The 22184-nt window shown below is 53.5% G+C and carries 22 protein-coding genes and 1 other RNA gene; 17 read left to right on the top strand and 6 right to left on the bottom strand.

Going from position 1 to position 22184, the window contains the following annotated elements:
- Positions 1 to 216: 216 nt before the first annotated feature.
- The 5 genes from lepB (at position 217) to thrC (ending at position 4858) form a co-directional block, all read left to right on the top strand.
- The gene (lepB, locus tag BN348_RS09615) at positions 217 to 906 is read left to right on the top strand and encodes a signal peptidase I (RefSeq protein ID WP_082020914.1); all 690 of its coding nucleotides are present in this window, start codon (positions 217 to 219) and stop codon (positions 904 to 906) included.
- Complete coding sequence (gene ylqF, locus BN348_RS09610; protein ID WP_040197717.1) at positions 906 to 1805, top strand: ribosome biogenesis GTPase YlqF; 900 nt, start codon at positions 906 to 908, stop codon at positions 1803 to 1805. The genes lepB and ylqF overlap by 1 nt, the downstream gene beginning before the upstream one ends.
- Entirely contained in the window at positions 1798 to 2409 is a 612-nt protein-coding gene (locus BN348_RS09605) for a ribonuclease HII (RefSeq protein ID WP_040197716.1), read from the top strand. Before ylqF ends, BN348_RS09605 begins: the two co-directional genes overlap by 8 nt.
- Positions 2399 to 2770, top strand: a complete 372-nt coding sequence (locus BN348_RS09600; protein WP_040197715.1) for a YraN family protein — start codon at positions 2399 to 2401, stop codon at positions 2768 to 2770. Before BN348_RS09605 ends, BN348_RS09600 begins: the two co-directional genes overlap by 11 nt.
- A gap of 588 nt (positions 2771 to 3358) precedes the next feature.
- Entirely contained in the window at positions 3359 to 4858 is a 1500-nt protein-coding gene (gene thrC, locus BN348_RS09595) for a threonine synthase (RefSeq protein WP_040197714.1), read from the top strand.
- A gap of 65 nt (positions 4859 to 4923) precedes the next feature.
- Here the strand turns inward: thrC and BN348_RS09590 are convergent, their stop codons facing one another.
- On the bottom strand, positions 4924 to 5106 hold the full coding sequence (locus tag BN348_RS09590; protein WP_040197712.1) for a DUF1540 domain-containing protein: 183 nt from the start codon (positions 5104 to 5106) through the stop codon (positions 4924 to 4926).
- A 100-nt stretch (positions 5107 to 5206) separates the two neighbouring features.
- Here BN348_RS09590 and BN348_RS09585 point away from each other — a divergent pair, with 100 nt between their 5' ends.
- The 11 genes from BN348_RS09585 (at position 5207) to hslO (ending at position 16647) form a co-directional block, all read left to right on the top strand.
- Entirely contained in the window at positions 5207 to 5896 is a 690-nt protein-coding gene (locus tag BN348_RS09585) for a metallophosphoesterase (protein ID WP_040197711.1), read from the top strand.
- 92 nt (positions 5897 to 5988) lie between these two features.
- Entirely contained in the window at positions 5989 to 7293 is a 1305-nt protein-coding gene (tig, locus tag BN348_RS09580) for a trigger factor (RefSeq protein WP_040197710.1), read from the top strand.
- A 575-nt stretch (positions 7294 to 7868) separates the two neighbouring features.
- Positions 7869 to 8450 (top strand): ATP-dependent Clp endopeptidase proteolytic subunit ClpP, encoded by a 582-nt coding sequence (clpP, locus tag BN348_RS09575; protein WP_040197709.1) that lies wholly within the window; start codon positions 7869 to 7871, stop codon positions 8448 to 8450.
- Positions 8451 to 8458: 8 nt separating this feature from the next.
- On the top strand, positions 8459 to 9799 hold the full coding sequence (clpX, locus tag BN348_RS09570) for an ATP-dependent Clp protease ATP-binding subunit ClpX (RefSeq protein ID WP_040197862.1): 1341 nt from the start codon (positions 8459 to 8461) through the stop codon (positions 9797 to 9799).
- Between the two features lie 211 nt (positions 9800 to 10010).
- A complete protein-coding gene (lon, locus tag BN348_RS09565; protein WP_420885259.1) occupies positions 10011 to 12437 on the top strand; it encodes an endopeptidase La in 2427 nt (808 codons plus the stop codon).
- A 39-nt stretch (positions 12438 to 12476) separates the two neighbouring features.
- Positions 12477 to 13067, top strand: coding sequence for a ribosome biogenesis GTP-binding protein YihA/YsxC (gene yihA / locus BN348_RS09560; RefSeq protein ID WP_040197707.1), 591 nt, complete (start codon positions 12477 to 12479; stop codon positions 13065 to 13067).
- 13 nt (positions 13068 to 13080) lie between these two features.
- Positions 13081 to 14382, top strand: a complete 1302-nt coding sequence (lysA, locus tag BN348_RS09555) for a diaminopimelate decarboxylase (protein ID WP_040197706.1) — start codon at positions 13081 to 13083, stop codon at positions 14380 to 14382.
- A gap of 151 nt (positions 14383 to 14533) precedes the next feature.
- Positions 14534 to 14851, top strand: coding sequence for a YerC/YecD family TrpR-related protein (locus BN348_RS09550; protein ID WP_040197705.1), 318 nt, complete (start codon positions 14534 to 14536; stop codon positions 14849 to 14851).
- The gene (locus BN348_RS09545; RefSeq protein ID WP_040197704.1) at positions 14835 to 15569 is read left to right on the top strand and encodes a class I SAM-dependent DNA methyltransferase; all 735 of its coding nucleotides are present in this window, start codon (positions 14835 to 14837) and stop codon (positions 15567 to 15569) included. Before BN348_RS09550 ends, BN348_RS09545 begins: the two co-directional genes overlap by 17 nt.
- A gap of 35 nt (positions 15570 to 15604) precedes the next feature.
- Complete coding sequence (locus BN348_RS14080; RefSeq protein ID WP_197068329.1) at positions 15605 to 15781, top strand: hypothetical protein; 177 nt, start codon at positions 15605 to 15607, stop codon at positions 15779 to 15781.
- Entirely contained in the window at positions 15766 to 16647 is an 882-nt protein-coding gene (gene hslO, locus BN348_RS09540) for an Hsp33 family molecular chaperone HslO (protein ID WP_040197703.1), read from the top strand. The genes BN348_RS14080 and hslO overlap by 16 nt, the downstream gene beginning before the upstream one ends.
- A 198-nt stretch (positions 16648 to 16845) precedes the next feature.
- Here the strand turns inward: hslO and BN348_RS09535 are convergent, their stop codons facing one another.
- The 5 genes from BN348_RS09535 to BN348_RS09515 all read right to left on the bottom strand — a co-directional run bounded on the left by BN348_RS09535 (position 16846) and on the right by BN348_RS09515 (position 20243).
- On the bottom strand, positions 16846 to 17214 hold the full coding sequence (locus BN348_RS09535) for a sulfite exporter TauE/SafE family protein (RefSeq protein WP_040197702.1): 369 nt from the start codon (positions 17212 to 17214) through the stop codon (positions 16846 to 16848).
- Positions 17211 to 17570, bottom strand: a complete 360-nt coding sequence (locus BN348_RS09530; protein WP_040197860.1) for a sulfite exporter TauE/SafE family protein — start codon at positions 17568 to 17570, stop codon at positions 17211 to 17213. The genes BN348_RS09535 and BN348_RS09530 overlap by 4 nt, the downstream gene beginning before the upstream one ends.
- A gap of 194 nt (positions 17571 to 17764) precedes the next feature.
- Entirely contained in the window at positions 17765 to 19342 is a 1578-nt protein-coding gene (gene abc-f / locus BN348_RS09525) for a ribosomal protection-like ABC-F family protein (protein WP_082020930.1), read from the bottom strand.
- A gap of 344 nt (positions 19343 to 19686) precedes the next feature.
- A non-coding RNA gene (gene ssrS / locus BN348_RS13645) (6S RNA) lies at positions 19687 to 19874 on the bottom strand.
- A gap of 69 nt (positions 19875 to 19943) precedes the next feature.
- The gene (locus BN348_RS09515; protein ID WP_040197699.1) at positions 19944 to 20243 is read right to left on the bottom strand and encodes a DUF1292 domain-containing protein; all 300 of its coding nucleotides are present in this window, start codon (positions 20241 to 20243) and stop codon (positions 19944 to 19946) included.
- Positions 20244 to 21039: 796 nt separating this feature from the next.
- Between BN348_RS09515 and BN348_RS09510 the strand changes: the two genes are divergently transcribed.
- Positions 21040 to 21744, top strand: a complete 705-nt coding sequence (locus BN348_RS09510; RefSeq protein WP_197068328.1) for a coenzyme F420-0:L-glutamate ligase — start codon at positions 21040 to 21042, stop codon at positions 21742 to 21744.
- Positions 21745 to 22184 lie beyond the last annotated feature (440 nt).

Raw genomic sequence — 22184 nt, 5'->3', positions numbered from 1 at the left:
GCTTGGGGCTATCATAATATGAATAGATGCATGTGTGCATGCAAAGAGATGTGCAGGGATGCATGGAAGCATGAAAATTCCCGTTATGAGCCGCCTGGCTGACTAAAATTCAACAACTCGTAAAAAATAAAGATTGGATATCCGCTTATTTTTTGATAGAATAGAGAAAAGTCCGGTTTGTCCATTGCAATACATACAAAAGGAGATGTGGTCCTGATGTCCAACGAACCGTTTGATGAAAACAAATTTGAAAAAGAACAGCCAGCAGAATTTTCGGATTCCGTACAGGATACCGAGGAATTCGCGGAAGAAGACGTATTTTTAGAGGATGCAGAAATCCCGGAATCTGAACGGACGGTCGGCGCGAAAGCGGAATTTATGGAATGGATTGAAGCCATTGTCACATCGGTGGTGGCGGTGATCATCCTGTTTACCTTTGTGTTCCGCATCGTCGGCGTGGAAGGCGTCTCGATGCAGCCGACGCTGGACGGCGGGGATAACGGCGGCATGGGCGACCGCGTCATACTGACCCATATGTTCTACACACCGCAGCCGGGCGACATTGTGGTCGTCACCAAGCCGGGCACCAATGTGGAGAATGTGCCGATTATCAAGCGGGTCATTGCTACCGAAGGACAGACGGTGGACATCGATTTCGATTCCGGAGCGGTCACGGTGGACGGCAAGGTGCTGGACGAACCGTATATCAATGAACCGACCTACACCAAGGGAAATGTCACCTTCCCGGTGAAGGTGAAGGAAGGCTGTGTGTTTGTCCTGGGCGACAACCGCAACCATTCTCTGGACAGCCGGTTTGAACAGGTCGGTATGGTGGATAACCGCTATATTCTGGGAAAAGCTATTTTTAGAATCCTTCCGATTAATCGTATGGGAGTTGTAAGTTAATGATAGAGACACCGTCCATTCAGTGGTTTCCGGGACATATGGCCAAAACCCGGCGCATTATGCGGGACAGCATGCGGTTTGTCGACGTCGTTGTGGAACTCATCGACGCGCGCATCCCGATCAGCAGCCGGAACCCTGAAATAGACAGGATGATCGGCAGAAAGCCGAGAATCGTTCTGCTCAACAAGAGCGACGCGGCGGACGACCGCATCACCAAGCAGTGGTGCGGCTACTTTCAGGAAAAGGGCATCCCGGTCCTTGCGGCGGACTGCCGCAGCGGAAAGGGGCTTGGCGGCTTCCTGTCGCTTCTGAGACGCACCCTGAAGGATGAGATCAAGCGCCGCAAACTGAAGGGCATGGAGGGACAGCCGATCCGCATGATGATCGTCGGCATCCCGAATGTCGGCAAGTCCTCCTTTATCAACCGCATGGCGAAGTCCAAGCGTACGAAGGTGGCGGACCGGCCGGGCGTCACGCGCGGCAAGCAGTGGGTGACCCTTGACAAGGGCCTGGAGCTGCTGGATATGCCGGGTGTGCTGTGGCCGAAATTCGAAAACAAAACCGTCGGCGAGCATCTGGCGTTCACGGGCGCGGTGCGCGACGACATCCTGGATACGGAGCTTCTGGCCATGCGTCTGGTGCTGCAGCTCAAGGAGCGTTACGGGCAGCTGCTGGCCGACCGCTATAAGCTGACCGAGGAGGATCTCGATACGGACGACGCCTATGAGCTGCTCCAAAGGATCGGCAAACGGCGCGGCATGCTGGTTCCAGGCGGCGAGGTGGATACCGAGCGCGCGGCGATCATTGTGCTGGATGAATTCCGCGCCAGCAAGATCGGGCGCGTCACGCTGGAAACGCCGGACGACATAGAAAGGTTTGAAGCAGATGCCAATGAATGATTTGTGGCAGTTTGAACACGAAGCCTATCAAAATGGATTTGAACGGGTCTGCGGCATCGATGAAGCGGGCCGCGGCCCGCTTGCGGGACCGGTATTCGCCGCGGCGGTTATCCTGCCGCCGGACGCGGTGATCGAGGGCCTCGACGATTCCAAGAAGCTCAGTGAAAAGAAGCGCGAAGCGCTGTTTGACCAGATCATCGCCGCGGCGCTGGATTATGAAATCGCGTTTGCGACCGAGAAGGAAATCGATCAGCACAACATCCTGAACGCCACCTTTTTGGCCATGAAACGCGCCGTAGCCGGACTGGAGGAACGTCCGGATCTGGCATTGGTGGACGGCAACCGCGACCCGGGCCTTCCAATCGAATCGGTCTGCATCGTCAAGGGAGACGCCAAGAGCGCCAGCATCGCGGCGGCGTCGATCCTCGCGAAGGTCAGCCGCGACCGCTTCATGAAACAGATGGCTGAGCAGTATCCGCAGTATCATTTTGAAAAACACAAGGGATATCCGACGAAGGAACATTATGCCATGATCCTGGAGCATGGACCCTGTGCCATACATAGAACCACGTTTTTAAAGACCCTTTTTAAGCATGAAGCATAAAACCGGCAGCCTTGGCGAAGACTGCGCCGCCGGTTATCTCATACAAAACGGCTACAAGATTGTGACGCGCAATTACCGCAGCCGGTATGGAGAGATCGATATCATCGCGCAAAAGGGCGGCATCACGGCGTTTGTCGAGGTCAAAACCCGCAGCAGTGATGCATTCGCGCTGCCGCGGGAATTCGTAGATCCCCGAAAGCAGCGGAAGATCATCCAAACGGCCATGCAGTATTCGTCACAGTTTCCATCCGACACGCAGTACCGGTTCGATATCATCGAAGTGATGATTCAAAGCAAGGACAGCTTCGAACCGATCTCCATCACACATCTGGAGAACACATTTGACGCAGGCGAAAGATGAACGCAGATGCATCTGATGGAGTCAAACAGTTAAGAACTATTTGGATGGCCGTTACAGAACGAAGCATGAAATTACCTCCCATACGTCGGAAAGCGAGGATTCCATCCCTAGCGGGCGGAAGTCTATGAGGCTGGACGACGTGAGGACGAAGATGAGACGGGTCGCTTACAGCGACAGCACAATGGCTGTAAAGAACACCGCGCATCGCATCGCCTCTGAACCAAGCCATTGCGGGTATCCCAGCCGTCATCTAGAAGCAGAAACTGCCCAATTTGATGAATGCTGCGTGATTGGGGGATTTTTAAGGGGGCGGTAGACCCCTTGAATGGCCTTTTCTGGTTACTCTTTTGGCCACGCAAAAGAGTAACGACCACCTTGCCAAGGGGAATTTGGCAAACCAAAGGAAAACTGCCGCGTATCGGCGCAGATCAGCCCATGCGGCAATCCTCAAAGCTAAAAAAAACCAAAGCAGTGAAAAAAGTCAAACAGAACATAACAGACGAAAATATAGATCACCCCGCACAGAACAGCTGTGCGGACATCACCCGCCGACGATATTCGGCAGATCAGGGTAAAGGAGAAGAACAGATGCTTTATCAGAGTACCAGAAACAGCGCCGCAAAGGTGGAAGCCGCCGCGGCGATCACACAGGGAATCTCCCGCGACGCCGGCCTGTTTGTGCCGGAATCGTTCCCGCGCATCTCGATGGATGAAATTGCAGCGATGGCGGGGGAAGGATACACCGACCGGGCGAAACGCATCCTGTCGCGCTATCTGACCGATTTTACGGAACAGGAAATCGCATCCTGTGTGGAAGGCGCGTATGGCGGGGGAAAATTTGCCGACCCGAAGAAAGCGCCGCTCAGAAAGCTCGACGACAGCGCGTTTGTGCTGGAGCTTTGGCACGGCCCGACCTGTGCGTTCAAGGATATGGCGTTGCAGCTTCTTCCGTACCTGCTGACCGTATCGGCCGGAAAGACCGTAAAGGATAAGAAGATCGTCATCCTGGTCGCCACCAGCGGCGATACCGGAAAAGCCGCGCTCGAAGGCTTTAAGGATGTCGGCGGCACACAGATTCTGGTGTTCTATCCGCGCGACGGCGTCAGCGTCATGCAGAAGCTGCAGATGACGACGCAGGAGGGCGAAAACGTATCGGTCTGCGCGATCGAAGGCAACTTCGACGATGCGCAGAGCGGCGTCAAGGCCATCTTCACCGACCGTGAAATCGAAGAGAAGCTGAAAGCACACGGTATGCTCTTCTCCAGCGCGAATTCGATCAACTGGGGCCGCCTGGTGCCGCAGATCGTCTACTATTTCTCGGCCTACTGCGACCTGCTCGCAAAGGGCGAGCTGCAGCCGGGAGACAGCATGAACGTCGTGGTTCCGACCGGAAACTTCGGCAACATCCTCGCGGCCTACTATGCCAAGGAGATGGGCCTTCCGATCGCGAAGCTGGTCTGCGCGTCGAATGAGAACAACATCCTGACCGATTTCATCCGCACCGGCACCTATGATAAAAACCGCCGGTTTGTGACGACGATCTCCCCGTCGATGGATATCCTGATCTCCAGCAACCTCGAACGGCTGCTGTACCACCTGAGCGGCAACGACGACCGGATGGTGGTCTCTCTGATGGACGCGTTGCAGAAGGAGAACCAGTACACCATCAACGACGAGATGAAAGGCAAGCTGCAGAAGGATTTCTTTGCCGCCTGCTGTGACGACCACATCACGAAGCAGACCATCAAACAGGTGTTTGAGCAGTACGGTTACCTGATCGACACCCATACCGCTGTGGCGGTCAACGCCTATTGGCAGTATATCGAGCAGACCGGCGACAAGACCAAGACGGTCATCGCGTCGACGGCAAGCCCATATAAATTCCCGGTCAGCGTGCTGAGCGCATTGAACGGCGGGGAAGTGAAGACCGACGAATTCGAAGCGGTGAAGACCCTGTCCGCGAAAACCGGCACACAGATTCCGGCACCGCTGGCATCGCTGGGTGAAAAACAGGTGCGCTTTGAAAGCGCCTGTGAACGCCAGAATATGAAGCAGGTCGTGTTCGACATGCTGGGAATCGAAGCGTAGCGATCCAATCGATTATATGTAGCATACCGGCCGGCAATCTGCTGTCCGGTATGCTTTTTGAAGCTTTACTGCGCCTGGAAGGTCGCGCAGATGGTATCCTGGCTCGTGATCGCGTGATGCGGGTCGATCAGGATGCGGTCGGCAGTGCACCGGCAGCCCTGTTCGTTGTAGATGCAGTTGTCAACGTGGCACTGTACGCCGTTCAGATAATCGCGGCTGTTTTCTTCTTCATCGATGATGGATTTCATGAAAAGGACCTCCCCAGAAAATGGAATAATTTGAATGTGTAAACGGATACAATGTTAGTATAACGAGGAACCAAACGGATATACACAAGAGAGGACAAGGATGGCTTTATTTGCAATAGGAGATCTGCATCTGTCCCTTGGCAGCGACAAGCCGATGGATATCTTCAGCGGCTGGGACAATTATGTGGATCGGTTACAGGAAAACTGGCTGAAAGAGGTCGGCGCCGAAGACACCGTGGTGCTTGCGGGCGACAGCTCATGGGGCATGTCGCTGCAGGAGTCGCTGACCGATTTCCGCTTTATCGATAAACTGCCCGGAAAAAAGATTGTGATGAAGGGCAACCACGACTACTGGTGGTCGACCAAAAGCAAAATGGACGGCTTTTTTGAGGAAAACGGGCTGGAGACCATCCAGATTCTGCACAACAACAGCTTCAAGGTCGGGAACGCGGTCGTCTGCGGCACCCGCGGATGGCTGTTTGAGGCCGGGGAACCGCACGACCAGAAGATCCTGAACCGGGAAGCCGGCCGTCTGGATATGTCCATCCGGCACGCCATGCAGTACGGCGGGGAGATCATCGCGTTTCTGCATTACCCGCCGGTCTATGGCAACCAGCTTTCAGCGAAGATCGTCGACGTGCTGGTGAAGCACAACATACAGCGCTGCTACTACGGGCATCTGCACGGGCAGAGCTGCGATTACGCGCTGCGCGGGCAGTTTGCGGGCATCCAGTTTGAGCTGATTTCAGGGGATTTTCTCAAATTTAAACCTTTAAAGATACAGGTGTAAAAAATTTATCAAGACAGTGGCTTTTTAGGCATCATTATGCTATAATCAATTAGATAATTTTGTTTTTCATAAAATTTAGGAGGCAGTTTAAGATGAGTCTTACCAAGGCAGAGAAGATAAATACCAATCAGTACTGTTTGGAGATCGCGGTGGACGGCGAAACCTTTGGCAAAGCGGTTGATCAGGCATACCGCAAGAGCGTATCCAAGATCAATGTTCCGGGATTCAGAAAGGGCAAAGCGCCGCGCGGCATCATCGAGAAGATGTACGGCGAGGGCGTGTTTTATGAAGACGCTGTCAACAATGTGCTGCCGGGCGCCTTTGAGGAGGCCATGACGGAGAGCGGACTTGAGCCGGTCGAGCAGGCCGACGTTGAGGTTATGGAAGTCAGTAAGGACGGTTTCAGCTTCAAGGCAACCTTCCATGTCAAGCCGGAGGTTGAAATCGGTGAATATAAAGGCCTTGAGGCCACCAAGACCATCCAGCCGGTCGCCGGCAAGGATATTGAAGAGGAGATCGACAAGCTCCGCAAGCAGAACGGCCGCATGGTCACTGTGGAGGACCGCGATTCCCAAAACGGCGACACGGTCGTCATCGACTTTGAGGGCTTTGTGGACGGCGTGCCGTTCGAAGGCGGCAAGGGCGACGGCTATCAGCTCGAACTCGGCTCCGGACAGTTTATCCCGGGCTTCGAGGATCAGATCATCGGCCACAAGCCGGGCGACGAGTTTGAAGTCACCGTGAAGTTCCCGGATGAGTACTTCTCCAAGGAGCTGGCCTCCAAGCTTGCCGTATTCCAGACCAAGCTGCACGAGATCCGCACGATGGAGCTGCCGGATGTGGACGACGAGTTTGCGAAAGATGTCAGCGAGTTTGACACGATGGATGAATTAAAGGCCGATTTTAGGACCAAACTAGAGGAAGCGCGTGAAAAGACCGCGACCCAGGCCGTTGAGAACAGCCTGATCGAACAGGTCGTTTCGACGCTCAAAGCGGAGATTCCGGAAGTCATGTATGAAAATTCGGTCAATGAATACCTGCGCGACTTTCAGTACAGACTGCAGTCGCAGGGCATGGATATGAAGACCTACCTGCAGATCACCAACCAGGACGAGGAGACCATCCGCAAAACCTTCCGCGAGCAGGCCGAACGTCAGGTCAAAACCCGTCTGACCCTCGAAAAGGTCGCGCAGCTCGAAAACATCGAGCCGACCGAAGAGGATATCGCCGCCGAGTGCGAGAAGCTGGCTGCCCAGTACGGCGTCCCGGTTGAGAACGTCAAGCAGGCGCTCAATGTGAAGGATATCGTCAACGATATCAAGATGAACAAGGCGGTCGACCTCATCAAGGAGAGCGCTAAGATCACCGAAGAGGTCAAACAGGAAGAAATTCAATAATTTACAAGCTCAACATTGGCCAGCCGCATCCGTCGGCTGGCTGTTGCCTTAAAAACTGCGGTTTTTTGCTTCGCCTGAAACGATACGCGCATCCTGACGGCCGCCGATACCTTTCGTCGATGTGTGTCGAAGGCGGTGAGGTTCGGCGTTTGCCGGCAGGGGATACCAAATCTTTTTATTCCGCTTCAGGAGAAATGCTTCTGGCATTGTTCAGTCAGGATGCAGCCGCCTGATTCATTCCGTAATTCGTATCAGGGTGGAATACATCTGGAAACCGCTGTAAAAGTGGCGCGGCCGGGTTTTTTGTGACCTGGCTCAAAGAAGGGGCCATGCGGTATCTTTTGGCCGGGATGCAGCGATTTGGTTTATTCCTCAGTTTATATCAAGCCGCAGTGCATCCGGTGGCTGCCGAGCAGATTGGCGTTCCCTTCAGCAAGTCATATCGAAGACGAGCAAAGCCATAAACCGCCCGGACAGGGATGTCCGGCATTCCCGTATACGATTTGAAATACCATGATCAGACCGGCAATCGATTTGGATTTTCCGGTTTGAGATGAAGAAAAGGAGTGTTTTACATGAGCTTAGTGCCAATGGTAGTGGAACAGACCAACCGCGGTGAACGTTCCTACGACATCTTCTCAAGGCTGCTCAATGACAGAATCATCATGCTGTGCGACGAGGTCAACGACGCGTCCGCCAGCTTGGTAGTCGCACAGCTTCTGTATCTGGAAGCACAGGACCCCGATAAGGATATCAACCTGTACATCAACAGCCCGGGCGGATCGGTCACCGCCGGCATGGCGATCTATGATACCATGCAGTACATCAAGGCGGACGTCTCGACGATCTGCGTCGGAATGGCGGCGTCGATGGGCGCCTTCCTGCTTGCGGCGGGCCAGAAGGGAAAACGCTTCGCATTGCCGAACAGCGAGATCATGATCCATCAGCCGTCCGGCGGCGCGCAGGGACAGACAACCGATATCGGCATCCAGGCCGAGCGCATGCTTCGTCTGAAGAAGCACCTCAACGAGCTGCTCGCTCAGAACACCGGAAAACCGCTGGAAACCATCGAGCGCGATACCGAGCGTGACAATTTTATGACCGCGGCCGAGGCGGCCGAGTACGGTCTGGTCGACAAAGTGATTTATAAGGGATAGTGATGTCCATGCCAAAAAATGAAAGACCCGCACAGTGTTCGTTTTGCGGAAAATTTGAAAATGAAGTGGCCGGTATGATCACCGGTTACACCGGCGCATGCATCTGTGACGAGTGCATCGAACTCTGCCTGGATCATTTTTATGAGAAGGCAAAGATGCCGCGCGGTAAAAAAGAGAATACCAACCCGCCCAGAACCAGGGCAGCGTCGAATGAGCCGCCGGAAATCGTGATTCCGAAGCCGGCCGAGATCAAGGAGCACCTCGACCAGTATGTGATCGGCCAGGACGACGCAAAGATGGTGCTGGCGGTCGCCGTTTACAACCACTACAAGCGCATCTGCTACAACCGTCAGGACGACGTGGAGCTGCAGAAGAGCAACGTGCTGCTGCTCGGCCCGACCGGCGTTGGCAAGACGCTGCTCGCGCAGACGCTGGCCAAGATGCTCAACGTCCCGTTTGCGATTGCCGACGCGACGACGCTGACCGAAGCCGGATATGTCGGCGAGGACGTCGAGAACATCCTGCTCAGACTGATCCAGAATGCGGACTTCGATGTCAAGCGCGCCGAGTACGGCATCATCTACATCGATGAGATCGACAAGATCGGGCGCAAATCCGAAAACACGTCGCTGACCCGCGACGTCAGCGGAGAGGGCGTGCAGCAGGCGCTCTTAAAGATCATCGAGGGCACCGTGTCCAACGTGCCGCCGCAGGGCGGCAGGAAGCATCCGCAGCAGGAGTTCATCCAGATCAACACCGCGAACATCCTGTTTATCTGCGGCGGTGCGTTCGAGGGCATTGAAAAGATCGTGGAGAGCCGGGTCAACAAGACCGTGATGGGCTTCGGCGCGAACATCCGTTCCAAAGCCGAGGCGACGCGCGAGAACCTGGTTCAGTACATCATCCCGCACGACCTGGTCAAGTACGGCATCATCCCGGAGCTGGTCGGAAGACTGCCGGTGCTGACCACGCTCAGGGATCTCGATCCCGACGCGCTGGTGCGGATTCTGGTCGAGCCGAAGAACTCGCTGGTCAAACAGTACAAGCGGCTGCTGGAGCTCGACGACATCCAGCTCGAATTTGAGCAGGACGCGCTGACCGAGGTCGCCAAGAAGGCGATCGAGCGTAAGACCGGCGCGCGCGGACTCCGCTCCATCATGGAGGAAATCCTCTCAAAGATCATGTACGACGCGCCGAGCGATCCGATGATCGAGACGATCACCATCACGAAGGAATGCGTCGCGGATCACGAGCCGCCGAAGATCACGCACAACCCGAACAAGGTTCCTAAAACCCTGAAATTTGCGGTTCAGGCCATTGGCTCGGGCAAGAACGATTTGTATATGTAAAGAGCAATGGAGCTCCTGAAGGGCCGGTCCGGCCCTCGGGGGCTTTTTGTGTCAAATGCCCGGAAACCCGGCGGTGAAGCCGAATTCCGGCTATAAAAGGTTGCAAAATGCATCTTGAAAAATTCACATCTTTCTCATATGATAGTAGCTGTATCGTTCGCATGGACGATGCTCAACGATAGGAAAGATACGAAGAAACGAAAGGAAATCTATGAATATGAATCATGAATCCGAGCTGCAAATCTGCCCGATGCTGGCGCTGCGCGGTTTGGTTCTATATCCGAATATGATCCTGCACTTCGAAGTGGCGCGGGAAAAATCGATCAAAGCGCTGGAAACGGCGATGAAAAGCTACAACCAGCAGATCTTTCTGGTGGCGCAGAAGGACCTGCGGGACGACGACCCGGACGCGAATCAGCTCTTCAAGGTCGGCGTGGTGGCTAGGATCACGCAGATCCTGCGGATGCCGGGCAACCATCTGCGCGTGCTGGTGGAGGGCCTTTACCGCGCGAAGATGGGCGATGTGCTGGCATCCAATCCGTTCTGGCTGACCGAGGTGGAGCGCTTTGATGTGCGGCAGCCCCGCGCGAAGGACGCCGAGCTGATCGAAGCATGGGTGCGCACGGTCAAGGAGCAGTTTGAGGAATACTGTATGCTCTCGCCGAAGATCCCGCAGGAGATCATCACGCAGGTCATCACCGAGCACGACCCGCACGCGCTGATCGAACGCATCGTCGGCAACCTGCCGTTCGACGCGGATACCAAGCAGGCGATGCTCGAGCAGTCCGACCCGGTCAAGCGTCTGGAGATGGCCGCCGAGCTGTTCGAACAGGAGAACAGCATCCTGGTGCTGGAGAACGAGATCTACGACAAGGTCAAGGAACAGATCGACAAGGGCCAGCGCGAATACTTCCTGCGCGAGCAGATGCGGGTCATCTCGCAGGAGCTTGGCGAGGAGGACGGCGAGGACGCCGAGTTCAACGAATACTACAATAAAATAGAGAAGCTGGGGCTGTCCGAAGAGGCGCATGACAAGCTTGCCAAGGAATTGGATCGGCTGAGCAAGATGCCGTCGAGTTCGCCGGAGGCCAATGTGATCCGGAACTATCTGGACACCTGCCTGGAGCTGCCCTGGAATACATACAGCAAACAGAAGCCCGATATCCTGAAAGCGCAGAAGATTCTGGACCGCGACCACTACGGGCTTCAGAAGGTCAAGGAACGCATCCTGGAGGTCATCGCGGTGCGGCGGCTGAACCCGGATATCCGTGGGCAGATCCTCTGCCTTGTCGGTCCGCCGGGCGTCGGTAAGACCTCGATCGCAAAATCGGTTGCGAAGAGCCTGGGACGCAAATATGTGCGCATCTCGCTGGGCGGCATCAAGGACGAATCCGAAATCCGCGGACACCGCAAAACCTATATCGGCGCGATGCCGGGCCGCATCATCAACGCGATGAAGCTGGCTGGGACAAAGAATCCGGTCATCCTGCTCGACGAGATCGACAAGGTCGGCAACGACTTCCGCGGGGACCCCGCGTCGGCGCTGCTCGAGGTACTCGATTCGGAGCAGAACGTGGCGTTCCGCGACCACTACATCGAGCTGCCGTTCGATCTGAGCGACGTGCTGTTCATCACGACGGCGAACGACGCTTCGACGATCCCGGGGCCGCTGTATGACCGTATGGATGTCATCGATCTTTCCAGCTATACCCGTGAGGAGAAGTTCCAGATCGCCAAGCGGCATCTGTGGCGCAAGCAGACCGCAAAGCACGGACTGAGCGCAAAGACGGTGCGCATCTCGAACGACGCGCTGTACATGCTGGCCGACAGCTACACAAGGGAAGCGGGGGTCCGCAGTCTGGAGCGCACGATCGCGAAGCTCTGCCGTATGGCTGCCAAGCGCATCGTTTCGGGCGAGGATCAAAAGGTTTCCTTTACGCCGAAGAATCTCCCGGACTTTTTAGGTCCGATCAAATATAAGACCGAAACGGCGGGGCTGACCGATGAGGTCGGCGTGGTGACCGGGCTTGCCTGGACCTCCGTTGGCGGGGAGACAATGCCGGTCGAGGTCGCGGTACTCGAGGGCAGCGGCAAGCTGCAGCTGACCGGCAATCTCGGGGATGTCATGAAGGAGTCCGCGCAGGCGGCGGTCAGCTACATCCGCAGCCGGTCGCACTTATTTAAGATCGACAAGGAGTTCTACAAGAACAAGGATATCCACATCCATGTGCCGGAAGGCGCGGTGCCGAAGGACGGCCCGTCCGCGGGCATCACGATCTGCACGGCGATTGTCTCGGCGCTGACCGAAATCCCGGTGCGGCACGATGTGGCGATGACCGGCGAGGTCACGCTGCGCGGCCGGGTGCTGCCAATCGGCGGGCTCAAGGAGAAGACGATGGCCGCCTACCGCTACGGCATCAAAACGGTGCTGATCCCGATGGACAACGAGCCGGATCTGGCTGAGGTCGATCAGGTCGTGAAGGATAAAATTGAGTTTATCCCGGTCGATACGATGGATAAGGTGCTTGGCACAGCGCTCAGGAACATCCATAAAAACATCGACGAATCGAAGCCGGTGCTGCCGGTGCTGCTGCCGGAAACAGAAAAGGAACCGGCCGCGCTGCGCATAGGGAATTAAACGGGTCAAAATGATCCGATATACATCGAAGGAGTTTCTATGAATTTTAACAAGGTGGAGTTTGAGTGCTCATATGGACTGGCGTCGCAGCTGCCGGAGTCCGATAAGATCGAATTCGCGTTTGCGGGCCGGTCAAATGTCGGTAAGTCGTCGCTGATCAACAAGATCTTCAACCGCAAGCAGCTGGCAAGGGTCAGCTCCAGCCCCGGCAAGACCAGCACGATCAACTTTTTTCGGGTAGAGGACGTGCGGTTTGCCGACCTGCCGGGCTACGGCTACGCGAAGGTTTCCAAGGTTGAGAAGAAGCGCTGGGCGGGACTCATTGAGGGATATTTTCACAGCGGTCGGGACATCGGGCTGGTGTTCCAGCTCATCGATATGCGGCATCCGCCGACGGCCGACGACAGGCAGATGATCGAATTCCTGATCGAGATGGAGCTTCCGTTTGTCGTGGTGCTGACCAAGAGCGACAAGCTGAACAAGACACAGCGCGCCGCGCGCATGGAGTCGATCCTTCAGGAGCTCGAATACGCGGACCAGATCACGATGATACCGTTCTCCTCGATGACCGGCGAGGGTGTCGAGGAGCTCAAAGAGATTATAGAAGAGATTGTAAACGACGAGAGCTAAAGGAGAGTTGCGCATGTTTGTTTCAGACTGTTTGAATATCAACGAAAAGGGCCATCTGACCATCGGCGGGAAGGACACCGTCGAGCTTGCGAAGCAGTACGGCACGCCGCTTTACGTCATGGACGAACAGCAGATCCGCGAAAACTGCCGGGCCTATGTGCGTTCCATCGACCGCTGCTACGACGGCAAAGGCATGGTCGCGTTCGCCAGCAAGGCGTTCTGCTGCCGCGCGATGTGCCGGATCGCGAACGAGGAAAAGCTGGGATTGGACGTCGTCTCCGAGGGCGAGCTTTACACGGCTGTTTCCAGCGGATTCCCGGCGTCGCGGCTGGTCTTCCACGGAAACAACAAAACGGTCTCCGAGCTGCGCTACGCACTGGAATGCGGCGTGGGCCGCATTGTGGTCGACAATCCGGACGAGCTTGTCCGGCTGCAGAAGCTGGCCGAAGAAATGGATGTGACCGCCGAAATCCTGTTCCGGATCAAGCCGGGCATCGATGCGCACACCCACAGCTTCATCCGCACCGGCCAGATCGATTCGAAGTTCGGCCTTGCGCTGGAGACCGGCGAAGCGCTGCAGGTGGTGAAACAGGCCATCGGTATGCGGAGCATCCATGTCAGGGGCGTGCACTGCCACATCGGCTCGCAGATCTTCGACATCCAGCCGTTTGAGCTGGCAAGCGAGGTCATGCTGCGCTTCATCGCGCAGGTCAAAGCGGAAACCGGGGCCGAGCTGTCCGAATTGAACCTCGGCGGCGGCTTCGGCATCAAATACACCGAGCAGGATAAGCCGGTTCCGTATGACCAGTACATGGAGAAGGTTTCCCAGACCGTCAAAAAGACCTGTGAGGAGCTTGGTATCAACTGCCCGTTCATCATCATCGAGCCGGGCCGTTCGATCGTCGGCACGGCCGGTATCACGCTGTACACGGTTGGAGCTCTCAAGGATATCCCGAACATCCGCACCTACATCTCTGTGGACGGCGGCATGACCGACAACCCGCGCTATGCGCTGTACCAGTCGGAATATGAGGTGCTGGTTGCGGATCGCGCAGATCAGCCGAGGGTCGGCAAGGTCACCGTGGCCGGCAAATGCTGTGAAAGCGGCGACCTGATCGGTGAAAACCTGCCGGTGCAGGACGTCCGGGCGGGCGATACGCTGGCGGTGCTCTCGACCGGCGCGTACAACTATTCGATGTCCTCCAATTACAACCGCATCCCGAAGCCTGCGGTTGTCATGGTGAACGGCGGCTCCGAGCGGATTGTCGTCAAACGCGAAACCCTTGCGGATATTGTCCGCAACGACCTGGATTGATTGTGAAATCATCCCATAAATCTGCTGAATCGTACCGATATTCTGGTGAATTCATAAAAGTAAATGCAGTTTCTGCATTTACTTTTATCTTTTAATGTGGTAAAATGAAGTATCGGTAAAAATCTAACGAACAGGTAAAGAGGGCGGATCTATGAACAGTAAACTCAAAGATACCAATGTGGATTTTTTGTTCCAGGCAATTCTGGAGCTCAGAACGATAGAGGAATGCTACAACTTTTTTGAAGACCTGTGCACGGTGCAGGAATTGAAGGCGCTGTCCCAGCGGCTGCAGGTGGCGAAGATGCTCAGCGAGCACAACGTGTACAGCGATATCGTCGGTCAGACCGGCGCCAGCACCGCGACCATCAGCCGTGTCAACCGTTCGCTTGCCTATGGCTGCGACGGATATGCGGTTGTATTTGACCGGCTGAAGGAGAAGGAAAAGACAAACGATGAGTCAATATCATAAATTTGCGGAGTATTACGACCTGCTGACGGCGGATGTCGACTACAAGTCCCGCGCGGGTTACTTCAATCGGATCATCCGTCAGCATCTGCCGGATGCGAAGCTGCTTTTGGATCTAGGATGCGGCACCGGCAGCCTGTCGGTTGAGCTTGCGGCCTGCGGCTACGATGTGATCGGCATCGACGCTTCAGAGGAGATGCTTTCGAAGGCGATGCAGAAGTCCCCGCCCGAGATTCTGTACCTCTGCCAGGATATGCGGGAGATCGACCTGTACGGCACCATCGACGCGGCGGTCTGCGCGCTGGACAGCATCAACCATCTGGAGGATGAAGAGGATGTGCTGGATACCTTCCAGGGCGTGTCGCTGTTCTCGAATCCGGGCGCGCTGTTTGTGTTTGACGTCAACACGCCGTACAAGCACCGGGAGGTTTTGGCGGACAACAGCTTTGTCTATGAGACCGATGCGGTGTTCTGCACCTGGCAGAATACCTATCATCAGGAAGATGATGTGGTCGAGATCGATCTCGATTTCTTTGAGCCGGACGGGCAGTGCTACCGCCGCTATTCGGAGTATTTCTGCGAACGCGCCTATCAGCCCGAACAGCTGGAAATGCTTTTGGAGAAGGCAGGCTTTGAGCTGCTGCACATCCATCATGAGGACAGCCTGGATGAGCCGAAGCCCGACTCCGAGCGCCTGATCTTTGTGGCGCGAAAGAAATGACGGTATGGATGCCATCATGCTGTGCAGGGGATAGCATGCAGCGTACTTTACAGGTATCCTGCAAGGCCGGAACAGACGGATGCAGCCATGAAGAGGAAGAAAACAGAACGGCTGTTAAAGGCCGTTTTCTGGAACGGATGAAAAAACTGCCGTCCACAATTGTGGACGGCAGCGTTATGATAGAAAGGATGTCACTATGGGAAAAATCGTAAGGGCCATTTCGAAGGACGGCTCGATTGCAGCCGCCACGGTCAATTCCACCGATATCGCGTCGCGGGCCGAATGGCTGCACCGCACCTCCGCCGTCGTCACGGCCGCGCTGGGAAGGCTGCTGACCGCCGGTTCGCTGATGGGCTCAATGCTGAAATCTCAGGATGATTCGCTGACACTGCGTATGAAAGGCGACGGCCCGGCCGGCTCGCTGATTGTGGTGTCGGATGGGCTGGGCAATGTCAAGGGCTACGTGATGAACCCGGTCGTCGAGCTGCCGCTGAACGAACACGGCAAGCTGGATGTGGCGGGCGCGGTCGGCAAAGAGGGAATCCTGTATGTCATTAAGGATTTAGGTCTCAAGGACCCGTATATCGGACAGGTGCCGATCATTTCGGGCGAGATAGCCGAGGACATCACAAGCTACTATGCGATCAGCGAGCAGATTCCGACCGCCTGCGGGCTTGGCGTGCTGGTCAATCCGGACCTGACGGTGAGAGCGGCCGGCGGCTACCTGATCCAGCTGCTGCCGGGCGCGGACGACTCGCTCATCGATCAGCTGGAAAAAAATATGAAGACGCTGAAGCCGGTGTCCCAGATGATCGACGACGGCATGACGCCTGCGGACATCTGCATGAAAATTCTGGAAGGCTTTGAACCGGAGATTTTGGATGAGGCCGAGGTGCGGTATCAATGCGACTGCAGCCGTGAGCGGGTGGAAAAAACTCTCCTGAGCCTTAGAAAAGAGGAGCTTGACAAGCTGAAGGAGGAGCAGGCGGTAACCGAGGTGGACTGCCATTTTTGCAACAAGAAATACCGTTTTAACCGCAAAGAGCTGCAGGAGCTGATTGACAAGAGCACAAAATAATCTCCGAAAAAGTAAAGGATACTCATCGGAGAGACTATGGATGCACGGATATACTCATTGGAAAATACGCTCACAAAAACGGCTGTGTCAGCATGTAATCTGCTGACACAGCCGTTTTTTCATGAAAATGACAGGCGGGCGGACACAAACGACGCAGCCTTTCGGTATGAAACGCAGGTTTTTTGTTCACCGGACGTTTCACGGTTTCTTTTGATCTTTTTCCCTGTGGAACAGCTCTTTCAGACCCAGAAACAGCAGAAATACGGCGAAGGCCTTGCCCAGCCATTTGGGATCGAACAGCCCGGCCAGATAAAAGCCGAGCGCGACGCCGGCAAGCCCGGTGATGCCGCAGACCAATGTGGCCTTCCATTCGATCAGTTTATTTTTTGCATGGATAATCAGCGCGATGATGGCGCAGGGGATAAAGAAAATCAGATTGATTCCCTGCGCCTTCAGCTGTTCATAGTCCGCAAAGGCGGTCAGATATAAAAGCAGGATGCCGCCGCCGCCCAGACCGAGCGATCCGGCGATGGCGGCAAAAAACGCGGCGATAATGAGACCGATCATTTTAACAACAACCTTATCGATGAGATGACAATCAGGACGGCAAAGATTTTGCGCAGCCATTTATTCGGGATCTTCGGCAGCAGAAATGCGCCGACCGCCGCGCCGACCAGGCCGGAGGGCAGGAAGATCAGTGCGTCCTGAATGGAAAATCTGCCGCCCATCAGATAGAGCACGACGCTGAAGATGGAGAGCGGCAGGATGATGGAGATGGAGGTCGCGTGGGATTTCTGCGGCTCAAGGCCGGTTTTTTCCAAAAACGGCACGACGACCATACCGCCGCCGGCGCCGAACAGGCCGTTCAGAATGCCGCCGAAAAAGCCGATAAGGCCGTAAGCCAGATTGTGTTTCTTTTTCATAATTACCACCAGATACAGTTTTTCCAATTGGGCTACTAACATTTTTCCATGCAAATGGTCAATTATACTTTCTATAAAAGAAATCGGAACGGATGAAGGCCTTCATCCGTTCCGATGCTGTTTAAACGGGAACGTTTACATGAAAAAACACAGAATTCTTTGATTGAAATGATATAACTGAAAATGGCCGCAGTCTATATTTGCTGCAATGTGATGATCTGTGTTGCCGCTCCCTGCAGAAACGCCGTGTCATGGTCTACAAACAGCATGGTGGGCTGGTAGGAGGTGATCAGTTCCTCGATCTGCATGCGAGAAAAGATATCGATGTAGTTGAGCGGCTCATCCCAGATATAAAGGTGCGCCTGCCGGCACAAGCTGCCGGCAAGCAGGACCTTTTTCTTCTGTCCTTCGCTGTATGCTTCCAGATCCTTGTCAAACTGGTTGCGGGAGAAATCCAGCTTTCGAAGGATTGCCTTGAACAGGCTTTCGTCGATCCGCTCATCGGCAATGAATTGGCGCAGGCTTCCTTTCAGAAACGAGCTGTCCTGCGGTACATAGGAGATGGCAAGACCGCTCGAAACCAGCAGGGTGCCGCTGTATGCAATCGTTTCACCGAGGATCAGCTTGAGCACACTCGATTTACCGCATCCGTTTCGCCCCTGCAGTGCAATGCGGTCACCGCGCCGTACGCAGAAATTCAGGTCCTCTGCGACCGTCCGCTCCCCATAGCGCAGGGTCAGATGGCTGCATTCCACCAGCTTTTCCTTCGAAAAGGTCAGAGGATGAATTTTTAAAGCGGAGACAATTTCGGTGTTTTTCAGAAGCGACTGTTTCTCGTCGAGCGCGCGTTCCCGGCGCTGTTCAATGGATTTTGCGCGCTTCATCATCTTCGCGGCCTGATGCCCGACAAAGCCGCGATCGGCCGAGTGCTCCCCGATTTTGGATTTCTCGATCTGATCGGACCATCCCGCCGTGCGCCGGAACGCGCCGGTCAGCTTTCGAATCTCTTTTTTGAGCTTTTCGTTCTCATCCCGTTCAAATTGGTCAATGTTGTCGCGGTTCTGCTTCCAGGTGGTGAAATTGCCCTTTTGGATTTCGATGCCGGCGCGGTTGATCGAAAGGATGTGGTCCACCGTCCGGTCCAGAAAATCCCTGTCATGCGATACCAGGATGAATCCCTTTTTGCAAGCCAGATAACCGGCGACCGCCTGTTTGCCCGCAAGGTCAAGATGGTTGGTCGGCTCGTCGATCAGCAGGAAGTTGTTCTTTTTCAGGAACAGCGCGCCGAGCAGAAGCTTGGTGCGCTCCCCGTAGCTGAGCGTGGAAAACGGGCGGGCCAAAGCGTCGGAAGAGACGCCGAGCTTTCCGGCCTCACACTTAATCTGCTCATCGATGGTGTAACCGTCATGGTCCAGATACCGCTGGAGCAGCGTGGAATATGCCAGCTGGTCTTCGGGTGCATCTGAATCCAAAAGCTGTTCCATACGGTCTTCCCAAACCTTGTAAGGGGCGATGACCTCCTTGAGCAGCTCTATCGCCGGCCGTTTTGTATCCTCGGCCGGGAACGGAAAGTAATCGAAGCTGACGCTGCTTTCGATGCGGCCGCTGTACGGGAATTCTCCCATCAGCAGCTTTAAAAAGGTGGTTTTCCCCCGGCCGTTGCGGGAGATAAAGCCGGTTTTCCAGTCGGTGTCAAGCTGGAACGAGACGTTTTCAAAGATGTTCTCATAGTTGCTTTCGTAATGGAAGGTGAGGTTCTGTACGCTGATCATGGACAATGGAATTTCCCCCTGTCATACAAAAAATAAGAGCCGCAAGAAAAATCCTGCAGCTCAGACATGACAAATATGACAGACGGAGAAGAGATCTCCCCATCCTTCAGATCATGGAATGCAGCGCGTTTTTTCTTGCAGACGGATACCCAATAAAGCCCCAAGAAGGATTCCTTGGAACGATGATATCCGGTTTGTTTGATCTAGCAAGAAAAATGATACACGCTTTCACTCCTGACATCTGTATGATGACCATACTATAGCATACCCTGGTGGGCGTTGTCAATACATCGGTAGAAAAGGGCATAAAAAAACCGAGTGCAAAGACCCGGTGTTTTTATAATATAACCCCCGCCAAGCCGTTGCACAGCGAGTTAAAACCCGTCTCTCGACAGGTGGGTAAATGCCTTGGAGCTGCACGCTCCCTTCGTCCTAATAAATAGGGAGGTCTGCACTTCACACCAAGAGTCAAATTCCCTTGGAAAAATGTGTTGGATTATAAAAGCTGCACTCACGCACATGGCAGGGTTCTATATTACTTGAGTGTATTATAGCACGGATGGATGGGATTTTCAAGAGCGATATCCAAAATATCTAAAATTTATTCTTCAATTTCAAAAGTTTCGGACAAACGGTCGGTAAAAATCGCGGCGACCTTGTTGAATTCGTCATCATCCTCGATGACCTCCAGATAGCTTTCCTCTCCGTCCTCCACGGCTTTGAGGATGACAAGCTCGGCGTCGTCCTCCAAAACCTCTTCGGGTTTGTCAAACACCGGAATCAATGCAAAATACTGCTTATCATCCAGATCAAGCACATCCAGGATCTCAAACTCATGTTCATTTCCCTCGTCATCCACAAGGTTCAGAAGCTCCGGATTGTATTCCTTTTCTTCAGACAATTACTTCAGCTCCTTTCCATTTTAAACAGACCGCGAACGGTTCAACATCTAAGATTGTAAAACAAATCTGCCGAGAAGTCAAGTGAATTTTTGGAAGATTCGCGGGGTTTTTTTCGTCGATTTCATCTGCTTTTTAGCGATTCTGCTCATATGCAAAACCGTTTCGCCAAACCGGAGCATGGATAGGACCGCAGCGATGCACAGCAGTACCCCGTAAGAGAGATGGGAACCATTCGTTTCCATGCCGTATCTCAGTTAGGGAAGTAAAGGGCGATAAGAAGGTATGAGGACATAAAAATAGGGAATCGGATGTGTTTAAAAGCGCCATAGGACATGACGAGAACCACTTGTATAAATTTTACTGAATATATTATTTTTGGCTGTCTCAAGCCGAAAGATTGTTGCATATTATATAGAAAAAGAAAAATAAATTCAATAAAACTATTGACATATTCCAATTGGCGTGCTATAATAAAGCCACAGTCAGAGATGACTGCATTACAGAACATTGAAAGGAGGCGAGTCCAATGGACAGTGCAGTCGAGTCACATTATTATACGCCGGAGGAATTTCGCTCTCTGAAAGGCAAATCATTATCATAATACAAGGATAAAGGCTGACCACCGTATCAGGTTAAAAGAAGAAATATGAATCCGGTTGTTTTGATAATATTTCGCTGTAGGCCTAACATTTAAAATAATTTTACTTAAAGCACGATGTTTGGCAATTTCCGTTTGCAATACTGAGTAGTATGGCAAGTGCAGAAAAAGCAAAACGGAAGTGTGGAGGGTAAATTGTGAGCGAGATTTTAAAGGCCAATGAAGGCAAAGTTGAAGTTATAGAAGTAGATGGTAAAAAATATCAGCGGCTACCCATCAAAACCCATGTCATTACCGACAGTGACAAGATCGACGAAGTTGTAGACAAATACGCGGTCGAATTTTTGCAGGATGGCGATATCTTATTTATCACGGAAAAAATAGTAGCATGTACGCAGCACCGGGCGATTCCCATGAAGGACATCAAGCCGAGAAGGCTGGCGGTGTTTTTAAGCAGGTTTGTTGTCAAGACACCCTACGGAATAGGCTTGGCAATGCCGGAAACCATGGAGATGGCGCTTCGGGAATGCGGTACGATCAGAATATTATTTGCAGCATTTATATCGGCCATTGGCAAATTGTTTCGCAGACGCGGCTGGTTCTACAAGATCGCAGGTGAACAGGCCCGTGGAATCGACGGACCGACCAGTGGAACATTACCTCCATATAATGAGTATGTAGTCTTAACACCTGCACAGCCTGATAAGGTTGCACATGAACTGTCAGAAAAAATTGGGTTTCCGGTAGCAATCACCGATATCAACGATATTGGTGGAAATATATTGGGCTATTCCGGTGATCAGAATGATATCGAAAGACTGGTAGCCATTCTGAAAGACAATCCATTAGGTCAATGTCATGAGCAAACGCCCATGGGAATTATCCGAGAGATCGAGGAATAACGACATTTCGTGTATCACGAAAGCTGATCATCCAATCTATAATTTCATCATTCTCGCAAAATTTATATAGATTCTCGGTTCTTTTTAAAATTCATATAAAGTAAAAGGAGTTCAGTTTCATAAAATAATCTATGGAATGGTGAGTCCAATGAAATAGTCATGATGGAACAGATTGAAAAAACATCTGTTCAGAAGAACGAATCTTGTAAAAAGGTGAGACCCATGCAGTAGTCAATGATCAGGATATGCGATCAAAATAAATATCCGGCAAAGTGGGGGATGAGGTTTGCTATGAGGTAGATAGCGGCCAAGAGTTCTCGATGGAGTGTTCTCAAGGATAGATGCTTTTCAAAAACCCGGTTGTATGAGAACGATACAATCAAAATAAAGAAAAAGCATCAGGAGTTTGGATAACAGATCGTCATATCACAGAATCAGTA

The sequence above is a fragment of the Candidatus Soleaferrea massiliensis AP7 genome, assembly GCF_000820765.1.
Taxonomy (GTDB): Bacteria; Bacillota; Clostridia; order Oscillospirales; family Ruminococcaceae; genus Soleaferrea; species Soleaferrea massiliensis.
Note: the sequence above shows the minus strand (reverse complement) of the source record. Positions and strands in the feature narration are given on the sequence as shown.

What these genes read in the sequence shown, in the direction of transcription:
- lepB (WP_082020914.1), top strand. Translation starts at nt 217, where the DNA reads ATGTCCAACGAACCGTTTGATGAAAACAAATTTGAAAAAGAACAGCCA.
- ylqF (WP_040197717.1), top strand. Translation starts at nt 906, where the DNA reads ATGATAGAGACACCGTCCATTCAGTGGTTTCCGGGACATATGGCCAAA.
- BN348_RS09605 (WP_040197716.1), top strand. Translation starts at nt 1,798, where the DNA reads ATGAATGATTTGTGGCAGTTTGAACACGAAGCCTATCAAAATGGATTT.
- BN348_RS09600 (WP_040197715.1), top strand. Translation starts at nt 2,399, where the DNA reads ATGAAGCATAAAACCGGCAGCCTTGGCGAAGACTGCGCCGCCGGTTAT.
- thrC (WP_040197714.1), top strand. Translation starts at nt 3,359, where the DNA reads ATGCTTTATCAGAGTACCAGAAACAGCGCCGCAAAGGTGGAAGCCGCC.
- BN348_RS09590 (WP_040197712.1), bottom strand. Translation starts at nt 5,106, where the DNA reads ATGAAATCCATCATCGATGAAGAAGAAAACAGCCGCGATTATCTGAAC.
- BN348_RS09585 (WP_040197711.1), top strand. Translation starts at nt 5,207, where the DNA reads ATGGCTTTATTTGCAATAGGAGATCTGCATCTGTCCCTTGGCAGCGAC.
- tig (WP_040197710.1), top strand. Translation starts at nt 5,989, where the DNA reads ATGAGTCTTACCAAGGCAGAGAAGATAAATACCAATCAGTACTGTTTG.
- clpP (WP_040197709.1), top strand. Translation starts at nt 7,869, where the DNA reads ATGAGCTTAGTGCCAATGGTAGTGGAACAGACCAACCGCGGTGAACGT.
- clpX (WP_040197862.1), top strand. Translation starts at nt 8,459, where the DNA reads ATGCCAAAAAATGAAAGACCCGCACAGTGTTCGTTTTGCGGAAAATTT.
- lon (WP_420885259.1), top strand. Translation starts at nt 10,011, where the DNA reads ATGAATATGAATCATGAATCCGAGCTGCAAATCTGCCCGATGCTGGCG.
- yihA (WP_040197707.1), top strand. Translation starts at nt 12,477, where the DNA reads ATGAATTTTAACAAGGTGGAGTTTGAGTGCTCATATGGACTGGCGTCG.
- lysA (WP_040197706.1), top strand. Translation starts at nt 13,081, where the DNA reads ATGTTTGTTTCAGACTGTTTGAATATCAACGAAAAGGGCCATCTGACC.
- BN348_RS09550 (WP_040197705.1), top strand. Translation starts at nt 14,534, where the DNA reads ATGAACAGTAAACTCAAAGATACCAATGTGGATTTTTTGTTCCAGGCA.
- BN348_RS09545 (WP_040197704.1), top strand. Translation starts at nt 14,835, where the DNA reads ATGAGTCAATATCATAAATTTGCGGAGTATTACGACCTGCTGACGGCG.
- BN348_RS14080 (WP_197068329.1), top strand. Translation starts at nt 15,605, where the DNA reads ATGCAGCGTACTTTACAGGTATCCTGCAAGGCCGGAACAGACGGATGC.
- hslO (WP_040197703.1), top strand. Translation starts at nt 15,766, where the DNA reads ATGGGAAAAATCGTAAGGGCCATTTCGAAGGACGGCTCGATTGCAGCC.
- BN348_RS09535 (WP_040197702.1), bottom strand. Translation starts at nt 17,214, where the DNA reads ATGATCGGTCTCATTATCGCCGCGTTTTTTGCCGCCATCGCCGGATCG.
- BN348_RS09530 (WP_040197860.1), bottom strand. Translation starts at nt 17,570, where the DNA reads ATGAAAAAGAAACACAATCTGGCTTACGGCCTTATCGGCTTTTTCGGC.
- abc-f (WP_082020930.1), bottom strand. Translation starts at nt 19,342, where the DNA reads ATGATCAGCGTACAGAACCTCACCTTCCATTACGAAAGCAACTATGAG.